Raw genomic sequence first — 14,235 nt, 5'->3', positions numbered from 1 at the left:
ACGGCGCGCCGTGTCAGTGAACCGTCCCGGGTTTCTTGCCGCTCCTACGCTTGCAACATCTCCGGGCGGAGAGCCGATTCTTGACTGTGGTAGGCCTTCTCGAATTCGTCTGGTGTGAGGTAGTCGAGGGTGCTGTGGGAGGCGGCGTTGGTTGAACCAGTCGACCCATCCCATCGTGGCGAACTCGACATCGTCGATGGTCTTTAGCGGGCCGTTCAGGAACGGGCCTCTCTTCGATACTCCCTCGGTCTTGAACAACCCAATTGTGCTCTCGGCCAACGCATTGTCTTACACATCCCCGACGCTGCCGATCGGTGCCGCAATCCCCTCGAGCGCAAGCGTTTCCGCGAACGCGATCGACGTGTACTGACCAGGTTCAACCGGTCGACGCAACACCTCAAGGGATGGAGGGTGTTTCGATGGGACGACCACCAGAATGGGCGGCGACGTTGACTGGGCGGGCGGTGATGAAATCTCCGGGTCGTCCGCCGGTACGCCGAGATCTCGAACGCGAGTTCTGGGCGCAGATCGCGTTGGGGTTGACCAGTGAAGACGCGGCACCGCTTGCGGCGTGTCGGGGCCGGTGGGTTCACGGTGGTTCCGTCACGCTGGAGGTATGCCGCCGATTGACTTGGCCCCGCCCACGGGGAGGTATCTGACCTTCACGAACGTGAGGAGATTGCCCTGCTTCGCGCGAACGGTATGAGCATGCGAGATATCGCAGACCAGATCGGGGCGATCACCGTCGACGATCTCGCGAGAACTCCGCCGCAACGCTGCCACCCGCGGCGGCAAGGTCGAGTACCGCACATCAGTGGCGCAATGGAAGCCGATCTTGCGGCAAGGCGACCCAAGGTAGCCAAACTCGTTGAACACGAACCTCTTCGAGAGTACGTACAGGAAGTGCTCTCGGGCGTGATCCGCGACGAAAACGGTGAGGTTGTCGGCCCGTTCGCATCGTGGAAGGGACGCAACAAGGCACGGAGAGCGGACCGACGATGGGCCAGCGCATGAGCCCGGCACAGGTCGCCAACCGCCTGCCGATCGACTTCCCGGACGACGAGTCGATGCGCATTTCCCACGAAGCGATCTACCAATCCCTCTGCATCGAAGGACGTGGAGCGCAGGATAGAGAGTTGGTGGCGTGCCTGCGCACCGGACGAGCATTGCGCGAGCCGAGGGCGCGAGCGAAGAAGCTCCGCACCGGATTCATCACCGATGACGTCACCATCGGCTCGCGGCCAGACGAAGTCGCTGATCGCAAAACGCCAGGGCATTGGGAAGGAGGTCTGATCATCGGGCTGGGCAGGTCCACAGTGGGTACGCTTGTCGAACGCACCAGCAGATTCACCACGTTGCTGCATCTGCCACGTAAGGATGGGTACGGGGATGCGCCCCCGGTGAAGAACGGGCCGGCGTTGTCCGGTTACGGATCGGAGTCGGTGACGTGTAAAGGTTCAACACATCTTTGACGGAACGTCATCGGCACATATCTGACGCTTCACCAGCTTTGGTGATCGTTGGGTGTGCCTTCCCCTCAGCCCCTCGAATCCGATGCCAACATCGCCGAACGACTCACTGTCCAGGTCCGCTTTCCGAGCAATTACCGAGGTCAACGACGGCTCACCGGTCAGCGACGTCGCCGAGCGATTCGGCGTCTCCAGACAGACCGTCACAGCGTGGCGCAAGCGATACGAAAACTCGGGTATCGACGGACTTGTCGACTCGTCGAGACGACCACATGCGAGCCCGAACCGTATCCAGCCCGACATCGAAGCCCTCATCTGCGAGATGCGACGACATCACCGGCGGTGGGGCGCACGCCGCATCTGCTTCGAGCTAAGCAAAGAAATCGGAGACCGAACCCCATCTCGCGCGACCGTCCACCGAACGCTCGTCCGCAACGGCTTGGTCAATCATCAAGAGCAACAACATAAACGAGTCTACAAACGTTGGCAGCGCGAAGCGCCGATGCACCTATGGCAGCTCGACCTCGTCGGCGGAATGTTCCTCGTCGGCGGACGCGAGTGCAAAATGCTGACCGGAATCGACGACCACTCACGATTCATCGTGACCGCAACCGTCCTCGAGCACCCCTCCGGGAACGCAGTATGTGAAGCATTCATCGCTGCCATCCACAAGTGGGGTTCGCCGTTCGAGGTACTCACCGACAACGGGAAGCAATTCACCGGTAAACACACTCGGCCGCTGCCGGCCGAAGTGCTGTTCGAGCGAACATGCCGAGAATTCGGGATCACCGCACGACTGACCCGACGCCATTCACCCACCACAACTGGCAAGATCGAACGATTCCACAGAACCCTTCGTCGTGAATTCCTCGATGAGGCAGGCGCATTCGCCGACATCGCTGCTGCCCAAGCCGCCCTCGACGAATGGGTGCACGCCTACAACACCCTGCGGCCCCACCAGAGTCTGGACATGGCAACACCCGCGAGTTTGTTCCGTGCGCGAGCCCACCACGAGCATCACGACGGAACAACCGACAACGGCCAGTCCGATTCGTCATCAACTCTCACCGCTGCAAGCTCCAGCCTGACAACGGTGGGCCGTGAAAGAAGCAGCAGTGCAATCGAGCTCGACACCCAGGTACCACCGAGCGGCGTGACCAATGTCGCTGGAGCGCAACAATTGTGGATCGGAAGCAACCACGCCGGACGGACCGTCACCCTGTGGATCGACCTGGTCAGCATTCATGTCATCCTCGACGACACCGTGATCAAGACAGTGCGCTCGCGACTGACCCACACCGACCTCGAACGCCTCGCCATGCGCGGCACACGCCAGGGCCGACCATCTCCGGCAACAGCGGCAGTAGACACCGCAGTCCTGCCCACCAAACCGAGACCGATCGAGGTCGACCGAACCGCAGGACGAGACGGAACCGTCATCCTCGCCGGTCACCGACTTCACCTCGGAGCCGACAGAGCGGGAACACGAGTGACGCTGCGAATCGCCTCAGGGCTGATCCACGCCAGTGTCGACAACGTCCTGCTCGCGACACTGCCGAACCCGCTCGATGCCAGCCAGCTCGCGGGTCTGACCGGCGCACGGGAAGCTACGGGAACGTTGCCCGCGCCGCCGCCGGCCGGACCGCAGACCGTACAGCGACGCGTCCCGAAAGACGGCCGGGTCATGGTGACCGGTCAGCTGCTCAAGGTCGGCCGTACCCATGCCGGAACCATCGTGACTGTCGTGGTCGAAGACAACTACTTTCGGGTCCTCGACGGAACCACCGAGCTCGGCGTCTACGCGCGAACCTCAACCAAAGCCATTCGGAACTTCAACGCCCACCGCCCCAGAAGCGGGTAACGATGTGTCGATGACAATCGGTCAAAGATGTCCTGGGCCCATACATGTCAGTCGGTCTGCGATGCACTCCAGGCTGCGATGACACCGCTGCCGGAGCACCTGCGCAGATCGGTGACCTGGGACCGCGGCGGAGCTTGCACGTCATGCGGAGTTGACCGCAGAAACCGGGATCCGTGTGTACTTCTGCGACCCGTACAGCCCCTGGCAGCAGGGAACGAACGAAAACACCAATGGATTGTTGCGACAATACTTTCCGAAGGGAACCGATCTCGCTCGATACCGTCGAAGTGACGTTCAGGCCGTGACGGATGCACTCAACAACCGCCCGCGCAAAACACTTGGGTGGCGAACCCCAGCGGAAGTGCTTGCAGAGCAGATGAACTCGGCTTCACGGCACTGTGTTGCGACGACAGGTTAAATCCGCCCTGACTGCCGGCATCGCTGTGATGGATGAGCCCTGAGCCGACGCGGTGTCCACCGTGATCTCGTCGCCGCAACGCCGTCTTCAGCGCCGTGGTGACCATCGCTGTGTCTTCGACCGTCGGCACGGCGAGGAGGCCTGCAAAATCCCGACATTCCCGATTCTGTCGGTGTTCGACCACTCGCAAACTGTGATCCGTCCCGGCATTTCCGGAGGGCTCACTGCGTGAGTGCCTCCTCCGGATTGAGGGTGCGCGTGCGATCGTAGTGGAGTTGCTCGGCGTGGTCGGGCGTGAGGTCGTGGCAGTAGCTGTGGGGGCGTTCGCGGTTGTAGAACGCGACCCACTGTGCGGTGGCCAACGACAATTCCGCGGCACCGGGGAAGCGAGGGCCGTTGTCGACGAGCTCATTCTTGTAGTCGGCGTTCACCGATTCGGCAAGGGCATTGTCGTAACTGTCGCCGACCGTTCCGATCGACGCCGCGATGCCCTCCTGCGCCAAACGCTGCCCGAATGCGATCGCCGTGTACTGGGATCCAGCGCCACTGTGGTGGATCAGATTACTCAAAGCAGTTACACCAGAACGTTTTCGGGAATCAATCGCGTTAGTGATGGCGGTATCGACGAGGCTGGTGGTCATCTCCGATGCGACCTTCCACCCGACGATCTTCCGGGCGAACACATCGACGACGAACGCCGTGAACGCCCACCCCGACATCGTGCGGCATTAGGTGAAATCGGCGACCCACAGCCGGTTCGGTGCCACCGCGGTGAACCGGCGCTTCACCAGATCCTCGGCCCGCGGGTGGGTCGGATCGGCGACGGTGGTGCGGACCCGCTTTCTTTTTGAGCGCACCGTGCCACCTCATTTCCCGCATCAGTCGTTCGACGGTACATCGAGCTACCTCGATACCGCTGCTGCGCAACATAATCCAGGTCTTCCGCGAACCGAGAACCCGTGCGAGCGGTTGCCGCGTCCGGAGCATGTGAATGGCATCGATGACATGTGCATCGGACAGTATTCGGGCACACGGCACCCGAGTGACATGGTCGTAGTACGTGGACGGGGCGATGTGCATACCGTGCTCGGAGAGCACCGTGCACATCGAGTCGACACCCCAGACAAGACCATCGGCACCCACCCGGTTTCCCTGGTGAGTGCCGATGAAGTCCACAATTATCGGTGTGGCCGGTCGATTTCGGCCGCGAAAAAAGCTGACGCCGCCTTGAGTATCCCGTTGGCCCGTTTGAGTTCGGCGTTCTCCTGACGCAACTTCCTGATGACCTCGGCGTCGGCACGTAACTCGACAGTGCTGCCCGGGCCGTCGACGGGTACCTTCCGAACCCACTGACGAACGGTCTCAGCGGCGCCCACACCGAGCAAATCCGCGGTCTTGCGCATCGCCGCCCACTCGGTATCGCCCTGCGCCACCAACCGAGCCACCATGTCGACGGCATCCTTCTTCAACTCCGCCGAGTACCGCTTCGATCCTGCTGCCATGAGGTTTCATCTTTCCCTGAGACGAACCCTCCGGAAACACCGGGACGGATCACTGACCCGATCGAGGGGGCACCCGCCACCCGAAGAGATCACCCAACTCCTCACCGGCGTCGACCCCGCCGACATCTGCGACCGCGTCGAAGAATGAGTACCGTCCTGCATCTTGCTCTTCGTGGAACTCCTTCTGCGGAGCAGCCGTCTCATTCAGCTGGGCCATAGTCCTGAATCTGCCAGCCCTGGGCGGTTTTCGTCACGACCACCTTCAACAATGTCGGCAGTTCACTCGGTTGTGGATTCTGCACGTTCTGCGTCTTCTGGCTCGCGAAGACCATCACCGTGTATTCTCCGTCGGCGTCACCGGTTTCACCGGTGACGCTGGTGGCCAGAACGCGTCCCGACGCCTGCACCTGGGCCTGCTGGATAATCTGGGTCAGCGTCGGCCGAACCTCGTCGTACCGCTTGACTAGAGCCTCACCCGCGTCCTCTTTGACTGCCGCGAAAAAGGCGTCGGTGTTCTGGTAGCTGTAGGTCAGGGATCTGGTCGTGTAATCCGAGGCGGCCTTCGCCGCGGCGGCCCGTTGCGCGGCGTCGTTTTCCAATACCGACTTCGCTTCGTCGGCCTCGAGGTAGAGGTAGGCGAACACGCCGGCCAGCACAGCGAGCACCACGATCACGGCCGAAACCACCACGGCACGTGATCGCGGCGATGCTGACCAGCGGTGCCCACCTGGCGAGGGGGGGTCGACGTCGCTGTCTCCAGCCCCAGCCGTGGCTACGGCGGACGCGGCTGGGGCGTTTTCGTCCATCAGTAGATCGCCATCCGGCGTCGCTGCGGCCGCGCTGTCCTCGACTTCAGTGGGCTCGGGGTGCGGTTTCGTTCGGTCGTCATTTGTCATGTGGGACCTTCTGTGTAATAACGGTGACAGTCGCTTGCGGACGGGGCGTCACCGTAGTGGCGGCGACACGGTGACGGGGACCTCGGCGCGACCTGGTCGCGACGCCGGGAAAGTCCGGCCGAGGAGGTCGCCGATCGACCCGAAGTCGACGTATGTGTCGGCAACTTTCTCGGTCGCCGGTTTCACCGCCCGGGTGATCGTCAGCAGATCCGGCTGCAGGATCTGAATATAGCCGTTGAGCTTTTCCACAAGCTTCAACACGGGAGGCCACTTGTCGTACGAGGTGGTTGTGAACCTGATGAACGCCCGTTGAATCCGCGCCAGCCCGTTCACGGCGTCAGGGGTGCGTACAGATGCCGTACTGAGGACGTCCCCGGCATCGGCCAAGAGGCCGAGCAGGAACTCGGCGTTGTCTGCGGTCACCCGGACGGACCCATCTTTGCCGACGAAATCGACTACACGGTGCATCATGTCGCCGATCGTGTCGAGGTCGTCCTGCCGTCCGGCGACGGCCTCGGCGACGGTCTTGTTGATGGACTCGATCGATTCCGGGTCGAGCCCATCTGCCACTGCAGCCAACTTTGGCAACACCTGGGGAACCGATTGCGACACGTGCACCGCGTCCGCGGGCACCACGTCTCCGTTATCGAAGTACCCACCGGTTGCCGTGCCCGCGGGCACGAAGTTGATGTACTGTTCCCCCGCGAGCGACAGATTCTGGATAGACATCTCGCTGTCCTGGGGGATCTTGTGGTCGGAATCAATCGTCATCTCGACCTTAATTGCCGAATCCGCGACGTTGATCGAGGACACCTTTCCGACGGGTACCCCCCGCACCATCACCGGCGATGTGTCCAGCAGACCGCCTGAGCTGTCGATGATGGCGGTTAAGGAGTACTCGGAGCGGGTGGGGTTGATGTGTGCCACGCCGACGACGAGGTAGCCGAGCCCTACGACGAACACGACGGCGAGAGCCAGTATCGATATGAGCGTGCTGCTGCGGTTCACGGCATCATTCCGATTGATCTCAACACGGTTATGAAGGATTCGGCGTCACGCCGCGCTAGGTCCCGACCATCGATGGAGATGTCCGAGAGGTTAATGTCGGGCGACCGCACGAATGGAATGAGTTTGTCGCGGATGACGCTCGTTGCCTGCTCCGTGACGGACTTCGAGTAGATGTCGGAGTTGGCGATCGAATCGATCACCGGGGCGATCCCGGCCACTGACTCCTTTATCCGTAAGTACTCCGGATCCACGATCCTGCCCGCGGACACTGCGAAATCACGCAAGTTGGCGATGAGTAACGCGACCTCGATCAGGGAGTAGCCGAGGCCAGAAAAGTTGCGTCCGCCCTTGGTCAGCATCCGGTCGATTCCCGACGGATCGTCCAAGATCACTTTCAGAGTCTGATCCGCCGACCTCAACACTACGTCGAGTTTGTCGGTATTCGAGGAGACCTCCGAGACGGTCTCCAGCGTTGTCTGGTATAGGGCGTCGAATTGCTGCAAGTCCTTGGGGAACGTGGTGTTCAATGTCGAGATCGCGGTGTGGATCTTGTCGAGCTCACCGCCCCCGAGGACATTCGACATCCCGCGCATGACGTCCTCGACATTTGCTGCCGGCTCGGTCCGTGCCAACGGGATCACCGAACCCGACCGCAGCAAGGCACCCGTCGACGGCTCGGCTGGGGGAAGGATGGCAACGTAGATCTCACCAAGGAGAGTGTCCTGACGCAGCTCAGCCCGCGATTCCCCCGGCAGCTGAGTCGTGTTGTCGATGCGAGCTTTCACGACCGCATGCCCGTTCTCGTACGTGACATCTTCGACGAACCCGACGCTGATTCCCCCCGAGAGAACTTTTGCGAGGGCAGGCAAGTTGAGTGCGCTGGTGAACTCCATCTGGATGTCGTAACCGTCCGCGTCGGAGGTCGCTATCGTCGGCGGATTGTCGGCGTTGATCCCACACGATGTCACGAAAACTATCGTTGCCATCAGTGCGACCACCATGGGTCCGAGGCATGCGCGATTGACCGAGATCATCAGGCCCCTCCCCCCATCATCCCTGCGATCGTCCTCGATACATCGCTGGACCCGCAGACTCCGTTTGCCACCGGCGCGGCGCAGCCACCGACCAGGCTTCGCAAAGGCAGCGACACTGCGAACGCCTGCACAATTGACTTGGCATCGGGGTGTTTCACGATGAGGTCTGCCGTGCGGGCTGCGATCGCTACCACCATGTCCGGCTGCTCTCCCATGTCGGCGATGAGCGGAACGGCAGCATCACCGATCGCGAATATCGGGGGACCGAAATCTGTTGCGAACCTCGAGAGGATCGGAACGAACGTCCCCGCGTACTCGACTGCCGAGCCGAAGGTCTGGCCGAACGCGATGATGACCTCGATGGCACCTACGAAGTTGTCGAAGAGGGCGGTCACCTCTTTGTCGTTCTCGGTTGCCACCCCCGTCAGTGCGGCGAGGTTCCCGACGATGCTGCGAATCTGCATATCCCGCTTTGCCGGGTCGTCGATGAGCGTGGCTGAGTCCTTGATGATCCCGGCCACGTCACCCTGCGTTCCTTCTAGATTGCGGGAGACGAGCTCGAGGGACTGCAAGATCGCGTCGGTGTTCCTGCCGTTGTCCTTGACCAGGTCCTCGGACAAGTTGCTGATCGAGTCGAGCGTCTGACTGATTCCCAGCGGGGTTCTCGTCTTACTCAACGGAATGCACTGATCCGTCTCGTATCGGGCTCCATCAGAGTACGGCTTGGTGAACTCGATTTGACGTTCGGTCACGATGGATGTCGACACCAGAGTCGCGCCGACGTCGGCGGGCAGCGGAACGCTCTTGTCGATCCGCATGTCGATCCTTACACCGGACTGATCACTATTCTGGTGCACCCCGACGACGCTGCCTATCTTCTTGCCGAGCATGGCTACTGTGTTGCCTTCGAAGAGGCCCGATGCGTCGGTGAACTCGGCACACAGGGAGCGCGTGTCGTCGGACACCCTCCCCCCTATTTCCACACTAGCGACCACCACAACCACCACGGCGATCAGGAGCAACAGTCTTCGGATCCATGTAGTCAACATTTGTCGTCACCACTCGGAATGCACACACGAACCTCTGGTTCTGTGGTAGTCGACGCACCGACCGGCGCCTGGAGGAGGACGCCGAGGCGCTGAGTGATCTGATCAACCTGGGCCAGGGCATCGGAGTAGCCTGGCAGCTCTGACGACACCTTGTCGAGGAGCGTCTTGTATTGTTGGACAGACGGTTCGATTCCATCGCTGTAAGCCACGAGCGGCCTCGTGAGAAGTTTGAACAGACGACTGAGAAGGTCGAACCCGCCGCGGACGTTATCGATATCAGGTCCCAGCGTACTGGCAAGGAAGCTGAGTTGACGGAGAAAGTCGACCAGCACCTGTTTTTGATCGGCGAAAGCGTTGACGTATTCATCGGATAGAGCGACCGCTTTGTCGAGCTGACCGTACTGTCGCTCTAAGAGTTCCATCAAACTGCTGGTGTTCCTCAGTGCGTCGGGAATGTTTGTGTTGCCGTCGGAGAACGCATTCTGCAGCAGCGACGCAGTCTGACGGAGATCGACGCCCTTTACATCGCGGAACACCGGCGTCGTCGTCTCGAGCGTGTCCGAAATGTCGTAAGTACTCGATGTCTGAACAAGGGGGATCGCCCCCGACAGCGAGGTCGGTCCTGACCCTGGGTCCAGATCGAGAACTCGCCCGCCGATCGGCGTGATCAGGCGAACCGCTGCGGTGGCATCCGAACGGACTGGCACTGAGTCGTCGAGTCGAAATTCGACTGTGATAAACGTTCCCGCGAGGTCCACCGACGACACCGTTCCCTGTCTTATCCCCGCTATACGCACCTGATCACCCGACTCCAGCCCTCCGGTGTTGACCAGTTGAGCCGAGTACACCTTTTGGCCGGGCGGTGCGATATACACGGTCCCGGCGATTACCAGACCGACCACCACGGTCACCACCACCACAGCGGCGACGATGAGGTCGCGTCTGCGTTCGGACTGGTGATGCGGTCGATTTCGACTGAACAACCTCACTTACACACCACCAATCGTTGCCCCATAAGCGCAATCGTGGCTGTATCCGGCAGGGGCAGAAGGCCTTTCGAACATCGTGCCTCACTCGGCGTGGAATTCGTCGAAGCGTTCAGCGAGTCCATAAGGGGCTTGAGCAGTATCGCGCCATTCAGCAGCCCCTCCAACTCCCCGGGTTCTCGCGCCAGACGCTGATAGATCGTCGCGAAACTCTGGTCGTACGTTGAGTCAAGTTGCTCCCCGGCGATGACAGTTTTCTCCATGGACCGGTTGACCTCGCCCAGCGACTCCCGCAACCGGTCACTCACGCGGCTGAAGGCGTCGACGATCGATCCCAGCTGGTCGACGAGTTCGACCAGCTGCGCCGAGCGGCCTTCGAGTTGGTCGGAGACCTGGCCGAGACTCGTCACGATATTCGTGATGATCTCAGACCGCTGGTCCCCGTAGGCGGTGATGTTGGCGACCTGCTCCAGAACAGGCGATATACCCCTCCCATCACCTTGAGCAACGCGCAACAAGTTGGACTGCAGTTCATTGATCTCGTCGGCGTTAAGCGTGTCGAACACCGGCTTGAACCCGTTGAACAAGGTGGACACATCAAATGAGGGAACGGTCTTGTCGAGTGCCACCTGTGTGAGCGCCGCCCCCTGTGTCTTTCCCTGTGCCGCACCGATCAATTCGACATATCGCTGTCCGAGAAGATTCTGATAACGCACGGCGGCGGTGGTGCTCGACGTGATCGCGACGTCGTTGTTCAGTTGGAAATGAACGACCGCGGTGGGCCCTTTCAGGCCGATCGCCGTCACATAACCGACCTTTACTCCCGCCAAACGCACACCGTCGCGAGGCTTGAGCCCAGATGCATCGGAGAAGACCGCAGACCGTTCAGAACTCGCTCCGTCCGAGCTGGGTTCGAGGATGGCGATGATCACGTAGGTGAGAACGCCGATGACTGCGGCGAACGCGACGATCTTGACGATGGTGGGAATTAACGACTTGAGCTTCATCTTCTTGGTCCTCCTGCTGCAAGCGCGCTCTGCAGCGCAGGTGACGTCTGCACTACCAGGGCGACCTGAAGTTGTACTCGCTCGCCGACTTGCGGCGTGGCGTTGTCGATGCTGTCCAGGATCTGCGGGATGGTGTAAATGGTCTGCGCGAGTCCCGATGCCGATCTGGCGACCGGCCTCGCCAGATCGAGGCCGACGTCCAGTACCGAACTCAACGCCGGGTAGTTTTCGCTCAACAGTCCTCCCAGTCCCCCGAACAGAACCGCGCCGGTGCTGTTGAGGTTGCCTGTGGCCTGATTGATGGCCTCGTCGGTGGCGAAGAAGTCAGCGACGTCGACGTTTATGAGGATGCCCGGAACGAACGGCGTCATGAAGTCGGCAACGCCCTGGGACAGGTCTGCCGCGATCGCCAAATCCTGGCCCACTGGCCGCTGTTGAACGTCCCGAGTGAGCTGCGCGATCTGGAACATGAGCTGGCCGGCATCGGCAAACGTTTGGGAATCATCGACGACAAACTTCACCACAGAATTGAACGCCGGCTGATCGAGAGCATCGACCAGCTTCGAGAGTTTTCGAATCAGGGTCGATACCGAAGTGTGTTCGGACTGCAGCTTGCTCACATAGACGCTGCCGCCATCACGGATGAGGACTCCCCGCCCGGGGTCGACAATCTCCAGTGCCGTCGGCCCCAGCGCGCTGGCGGACGTGTAATTCACGGCCATGCCCTGACGCAACCGGATGTCGTCGTTCACTCCGGTGAGCTCGATTTTCACATTTACACTTTGGTCGCGCCCCGACACCGAGGACACCTTGCCCACCGTGAAGCCCCGATACTTCACCTCCGATCCGCCCTTCAACCCGTCACCAACCGCGTCGGTGGTGATCGTCACTGTCGTGTTGTCTTCATATTTTCCGGTCGCGTTGCCCGCCAGAAGATAGCCGGCAACCGTCACTACGACGAGAACCCCGATCCCGCGCAGGGTCAAGTTCGCCAGTGAGGGCGCGCGTCCTGATGGATCTTGAAATACAGCCACTTGAACTCCTAGCCCGAAATCTTGACGCCCGAATCGAAACCCCACATCAACAGGGTTAAGATCATGTCCTCCACGACGATGATGATGAGACTGCTGCGGATCGCTCGACCAGACGCGCGGCCGACGCCTTCTGCTCCGCCGCTGGCGTAGTAACCCTGGTAGCTGTGGATGATGACGACCGACACCACGAAAACGAGGACCTTGATTACTGAGAACGCCAAATCCTGCGGTTTGAGGAACGCATCGAAATAGAAGTCATAGGTGCCACCCGACTGGCCGTGTAAAAGGATGACGACCAGCTTGGCCGCGCCGAAACTGAGTATCAGCGTTACGATGTAGAGGGGGATGATGGTAGTGATCGCCGCGACCACACGCGTGCTGACGATGTACGGAATCGGCCGCACCGCCATCGACTCGAGCGCATCGATCTCTTCGGCGATACGCATCGAACCTATTTCCGCAGTGAGGCGACAGCCGGCCTGGGCTGCGAAACCGATCGCGGCGATCATCGGTGCCAACTCTCGAGTGTTGGCGTATGACGAAATGAATCCCGTAAGAGACCCCATCCCGACCAGGTCTAGCGAGGCGTAGCCCTGGATGCCGATGGACGCCCCGACAGCCATTCCGAGAATCACAAGCACGATCGCGGTACCCCCGCCGACCAGTACAGCGCCTCGTCCCCAGGCAAACTCCTGTATGAATAAAAACGTCTGTCGTCGATAGGTGGTTGCGACGTGCCGAATTCCGGCGACGGTGTCGATGGTGAATGTTGTAATGTGCCCGAGCTGCGCGGGGACCTCAGCGAGGGGTGTCACAGCACGCACGATCGGACGAGTAACAAAACTATAACGGGTGGATGGTACTGCGGTCACGTGTTCTCCGTCATCCGATGGTCTGCGGGACGAACATGATGGTCAGTTGGGTGATGAACACGTTGATGACGAAGCACGCCACTACCCCTAGGACCACGGTGGCGTTGACAGATGTGGCCACACCTTTGGGGCCACCTTTCGTGGACAGGCCCCGATGACACGCGATTGTCACGACCACGAGACCGAACACCACTGACTTGATCAGCGCTACAAGGATGTCCGCCGATGATGCGAACGATGCGAACGATGCGACGTAGCTCCCCGGCGTGATGCCCTGGACGTTGACGCTAAGGATGTAGCCGGCCACGAGACCGGTAAACACGATGAGCATGCATAACATCGGAGCGACGATGAGAACCGCGACGAATCGAGGTGCGACGAGTCGACGTGTCGAATTTAGTCCGAGCGTCTCCATGGCATCGATTTCTTCACGGACGGTGCGTGCGCCAAGGTCAGAGGCGATGGCCGACCCTGCCGCACCACCGAGCAGGAGCGCGGTGACGATCGGTGCCCCCTGCTGAATGATCCCGAGTCCACCGGCGGCTCCGGCGATAGATGTGGCCCCGACCTGCTGGGTTAGACTTCCGACCTGCACCGAGACGATAACGCCGAACGGGATCGCGACCAGGATCGCTGGCAACGTCGTTACGGTGATGACGAACCACGTCTGTGTGACAAACTCCCGAAACGGAAACCGTCCGGTGACAATATCGCGCACGGCCCACCGCAATGCCTGGCCGGCGAGGGCAATCGAATTTCCAAAGGTCACAAGACTGGCTGTCGCTCGACCAGCAATTTCTGTATAGATACCGGTCTCTCCTCTTCTGTCTGCGCAGCTCGTCGCGATAAGGTGTTCGCACAGTATCAGGTACGTGCAGTACCTGGTACATGGTTTCGGGTAATCCCCGTCGGATTAATCACCTGAGAGGTTGGCGTGTCCCCAAGTGAACGGAGCCATCTCGATTTAGAGCCTTGACCCGGATCGAGCCGGGAGCGATCTTCCACGGGTAAGTCCCGTGGGGTGGTGGACATTCGGTGAGGCGGCGTAGCCGCAGCTCGGGCGTGTCGTACCCGTGTTGTGGGTGGGCCATCGCGTAGT

General features: G+C 60.7%; 11 protein-coding genes and 4 pseudogenes. 3 read left to right on the top strand and 12 right to left on the bottom strand.

The features are described 5' to 3' along the window. Positions 1 to 138 precede the first annotated feature (138 nt). A pseudogene (locus AB0362_RS23230) lies at positions 139 to 372 on the bottom strand (IS3 family transposase); the annotation flags it as partial. 47 nt (positions 373 to 419) lie between these two features. Between AB0362_RS23230 and AB0362_RS23225 the strand changes: the two are divergent. From AB0362_RS23225 to AB0362_RS23215, 3 genes and pseudogenes are all read left to right on the top strand, one after another. Continuing rightward, a pseudogene (locus AB0362_RS23225) lies at positions 420 to 1,445 on the top strand (helix-turn-helix domain-containing protein); the annotation flags it as partial. A gap of 109 nt (positions 1,446 to 1,554) precedes the next feature. Continuing rightward, entirely contained in the window at positions 1,555 to 3,330 is a 1,776-nt protein-coding gene (locus tag AB0362_RS23220; RefSeq protein ID WP_068052714.1) for an IS481 family transposase, read from the top strand. Positions 3,331 to 3,381: 51 nt separating this feature from the next. Then, positions 3,382 to 3,748 (top strand): annotated as a pseudogene (locus tag AB0362_RS23215) (IS30 family transposase); the annotation flags it as partial. A gap of 221 nt (positions 3,749 to 3,969) precedes the next feature. Here the strand turns inward: AB0362_RS23215 and AB0362_RS23210 are convergent. The 11 genes and pseudogenes from AB0362_RS23210 to AB0362_RS23160 all read right to left on the bottom strand — a co-directional run bounded on the left by AB0362_RS23210 (position 3,970) and on the right by AB0362_RS23160 (position 13,854). Beyond that, a pseudogene (locus tag AB0362_RS23210) lies at positions 3,970 to 5,250 on the bottom strand (IS3 family transposase). A gap of 49 nt (positions 5,251 to 5,299) precedes the next feature. Then, the gene (locus AB0362_RS23205; RefSeq protein WP_155288583.1) at positions 5,300 to 5,467 is read right to left on the bottom strand and encodes a hypothetical protein; all 168 of its coding nucleotides are present in this window, start codon (positions 5,465 to 5,467) and stop codon (positions 5,300 to 5,302) included. Then, on the bottom strand, positions 5,451 to 6,146 hold the full coding sequence (locus AB0362_RS23200) for a hypothetical protein (protein WP_027498250.1): 696 nt from the start codon (positions 6,144 to 6,146) through the stop codon (positions 5,451 to 5,453). Before AB0362_RS23200 ends, AB0362_RS23205 begins: the two co-directional genes overlap by 17 nt. A gap of 48 nt (positions 6,147 to 6,194) precedes the next feature. Continuing rightward, the gene (locus AB0362_RS23195) at positions 6,195 to 7,154 is read right to left on the bottom strand and encodes an MlaD family protein (protein ID WP_027498251.1); all 960 of its coding nucleotides are present in this window, start codon (positions 7,152 to 7,154) and stop codon (positions 6,195 to 6,197) included. Then, the gene (locus AB0362_RS23190) at positions 7,151 to 8,188 is read right to left on the bottom strand and encodes an MlaD family protein (protein ID WP_032370850.1); all 1,038 of its coding nucleotides are present in this window, start codon (positions 8,186 to 8,188) and stop codon (positions 7,151 to 7,153) included. The genes AB0362_RS23195 and AB0362_RS23190 overlap by 4 nt, the downstream gene beginning before the upstream one ends. Next, positions 8,188 to 9,237, bottom strand: coding sequence for an MlaD family protein (locus tag AB0362_RS23185; protein WP_027498253.1), 1,050 nt, complete (start codon positions 9,235 to 9,237; stop codon positions 8,188 to 8,190). The genes AB0362_RS23190 and AB0362_RS23185 overlap by 1 nt, the downstream gene beginning before the upstream one ends. Next, positions 9,231 to 10,226: an MlaD family protein gene (locus AB0362_RS23180; RefSeq protein ID WP_027498254.1), complete on the bottom strand. Its 996-nt coding sequence runs from the start codon at positions 10,224 to 10,226 to the stop codon at positions 9,231 to 9,233. Before AB0362_RS23180 ends, AB0362_RS23185 begins: the two co-directional genes overlap by 7 nt. After that, complete coding sequence (locus AB0362_RS23175; RefSeq protein WP_068052711.1) at positions 10,223 to 11,230, bottom strand: MlaD family protein; 1,008 nt, start codon at positions 11,228 to 11,230, stop codon at positions 10,223 to 10,225. The genes AB0362_RS23180 and AB0362_RS23175 overlap by 4 nt, the downstream gene beginning before the upstream one ends. Then, on the bottom strand, positions 11,227 to 12,264 hold the full coding sequence (locus AB0362_RS23170) for an MlaD family protein (protein ID WP_068052708.1): 1,038 nt from the start codon (positions 12,262 to 12,264) through the stop codon (positions 11,227 to 11,229). Before AB0362_RS23170 ends, AB0362_RS23175 begins: the two co-directional genes overlap by 4 nt. An 8-nt stretch (positions 12,265 to 12,272) precedes the next feature. Beyond that, a complete protein-coding gene (locus tag AB0362_RS23165; RefSeq protein ID WP_027498257.1) occupies positions 12,273 to 13,136 on the bottom strand; it encodes an ABC transporter permease in 864 nt (287 codons plus the stop codon). A 10-nt stretch (positions 13,137 to 13,146) separates the two neighbouring features. Continuing rightward, positions 13,147 to 13,854, bottom strand: coding sequence for an ABC transporter permease (locus tag AB0362_RS23160; protein WP_228139276.1), 708 nt, complete (start codon positions 13,852 to 13,854; stop codon positions 13,147 to 13,149). Between the last annotated feature and the right edge of the window lie 381 nt (positions 13,855 to 14,235).

It is taken from the genome of Rhodococcus sp. NPDC079359 (assembly GCF_040702585.1).
In the GTDB taxonomy this organism is placed as follows: Bacteria; Actinomycetota; Actinomycetes; order Mycobacteriales; family Mycobacteriaceae; genus Rhodococcoides.
This window is presented reverse-complemented; position numbering and strand designations above follow the sequence as displayed.

Coding starts and splice junctions, on each gene's coding strand:
- AB0362_RS23220 (WP_068052714.1), top strand. CDS start 1,555: ATGCCAACATCGCCGAACGACTCACTGTCCAGGTCCGCTTTCCGAGCA.
- AB0362_RS23205 (WP_155288583.1), bottom strand. CDS start 5,467: ATGGCCCAGCTGAATGAGACGGCTGCTCCGCAGAAGGAGTTCCACGAA.
- AB0362_RS23200 (WP_027498250.1), bottom strand. CDS start 6,146: ATGACAAATGACGACCGAACGAAACCGCACCCCGAGCCCACTGAAGTC.
- AB0362_RS23190 (WP_032370850.1), bottom strand. CDS start 8,188: ATGATCTCGGTCAATCGCGCATGCCTCGGACCCATGGTGGTCGCACTG.
- AB0362_RS23185 (WP_027498253.1), bottom strand. CDS start 9,237: ATGTTGACTACATGGATCCGAAGACTGTTGCTCCTGATCGCCGTGGTG.
- AB0362_RS23175 (WP_068052711.1), bottom strand. CDS start 11,230: ATGAAGCTCAAGTCGTTAATTCCCACCATCGTCAAGATCGTCGCGTTC.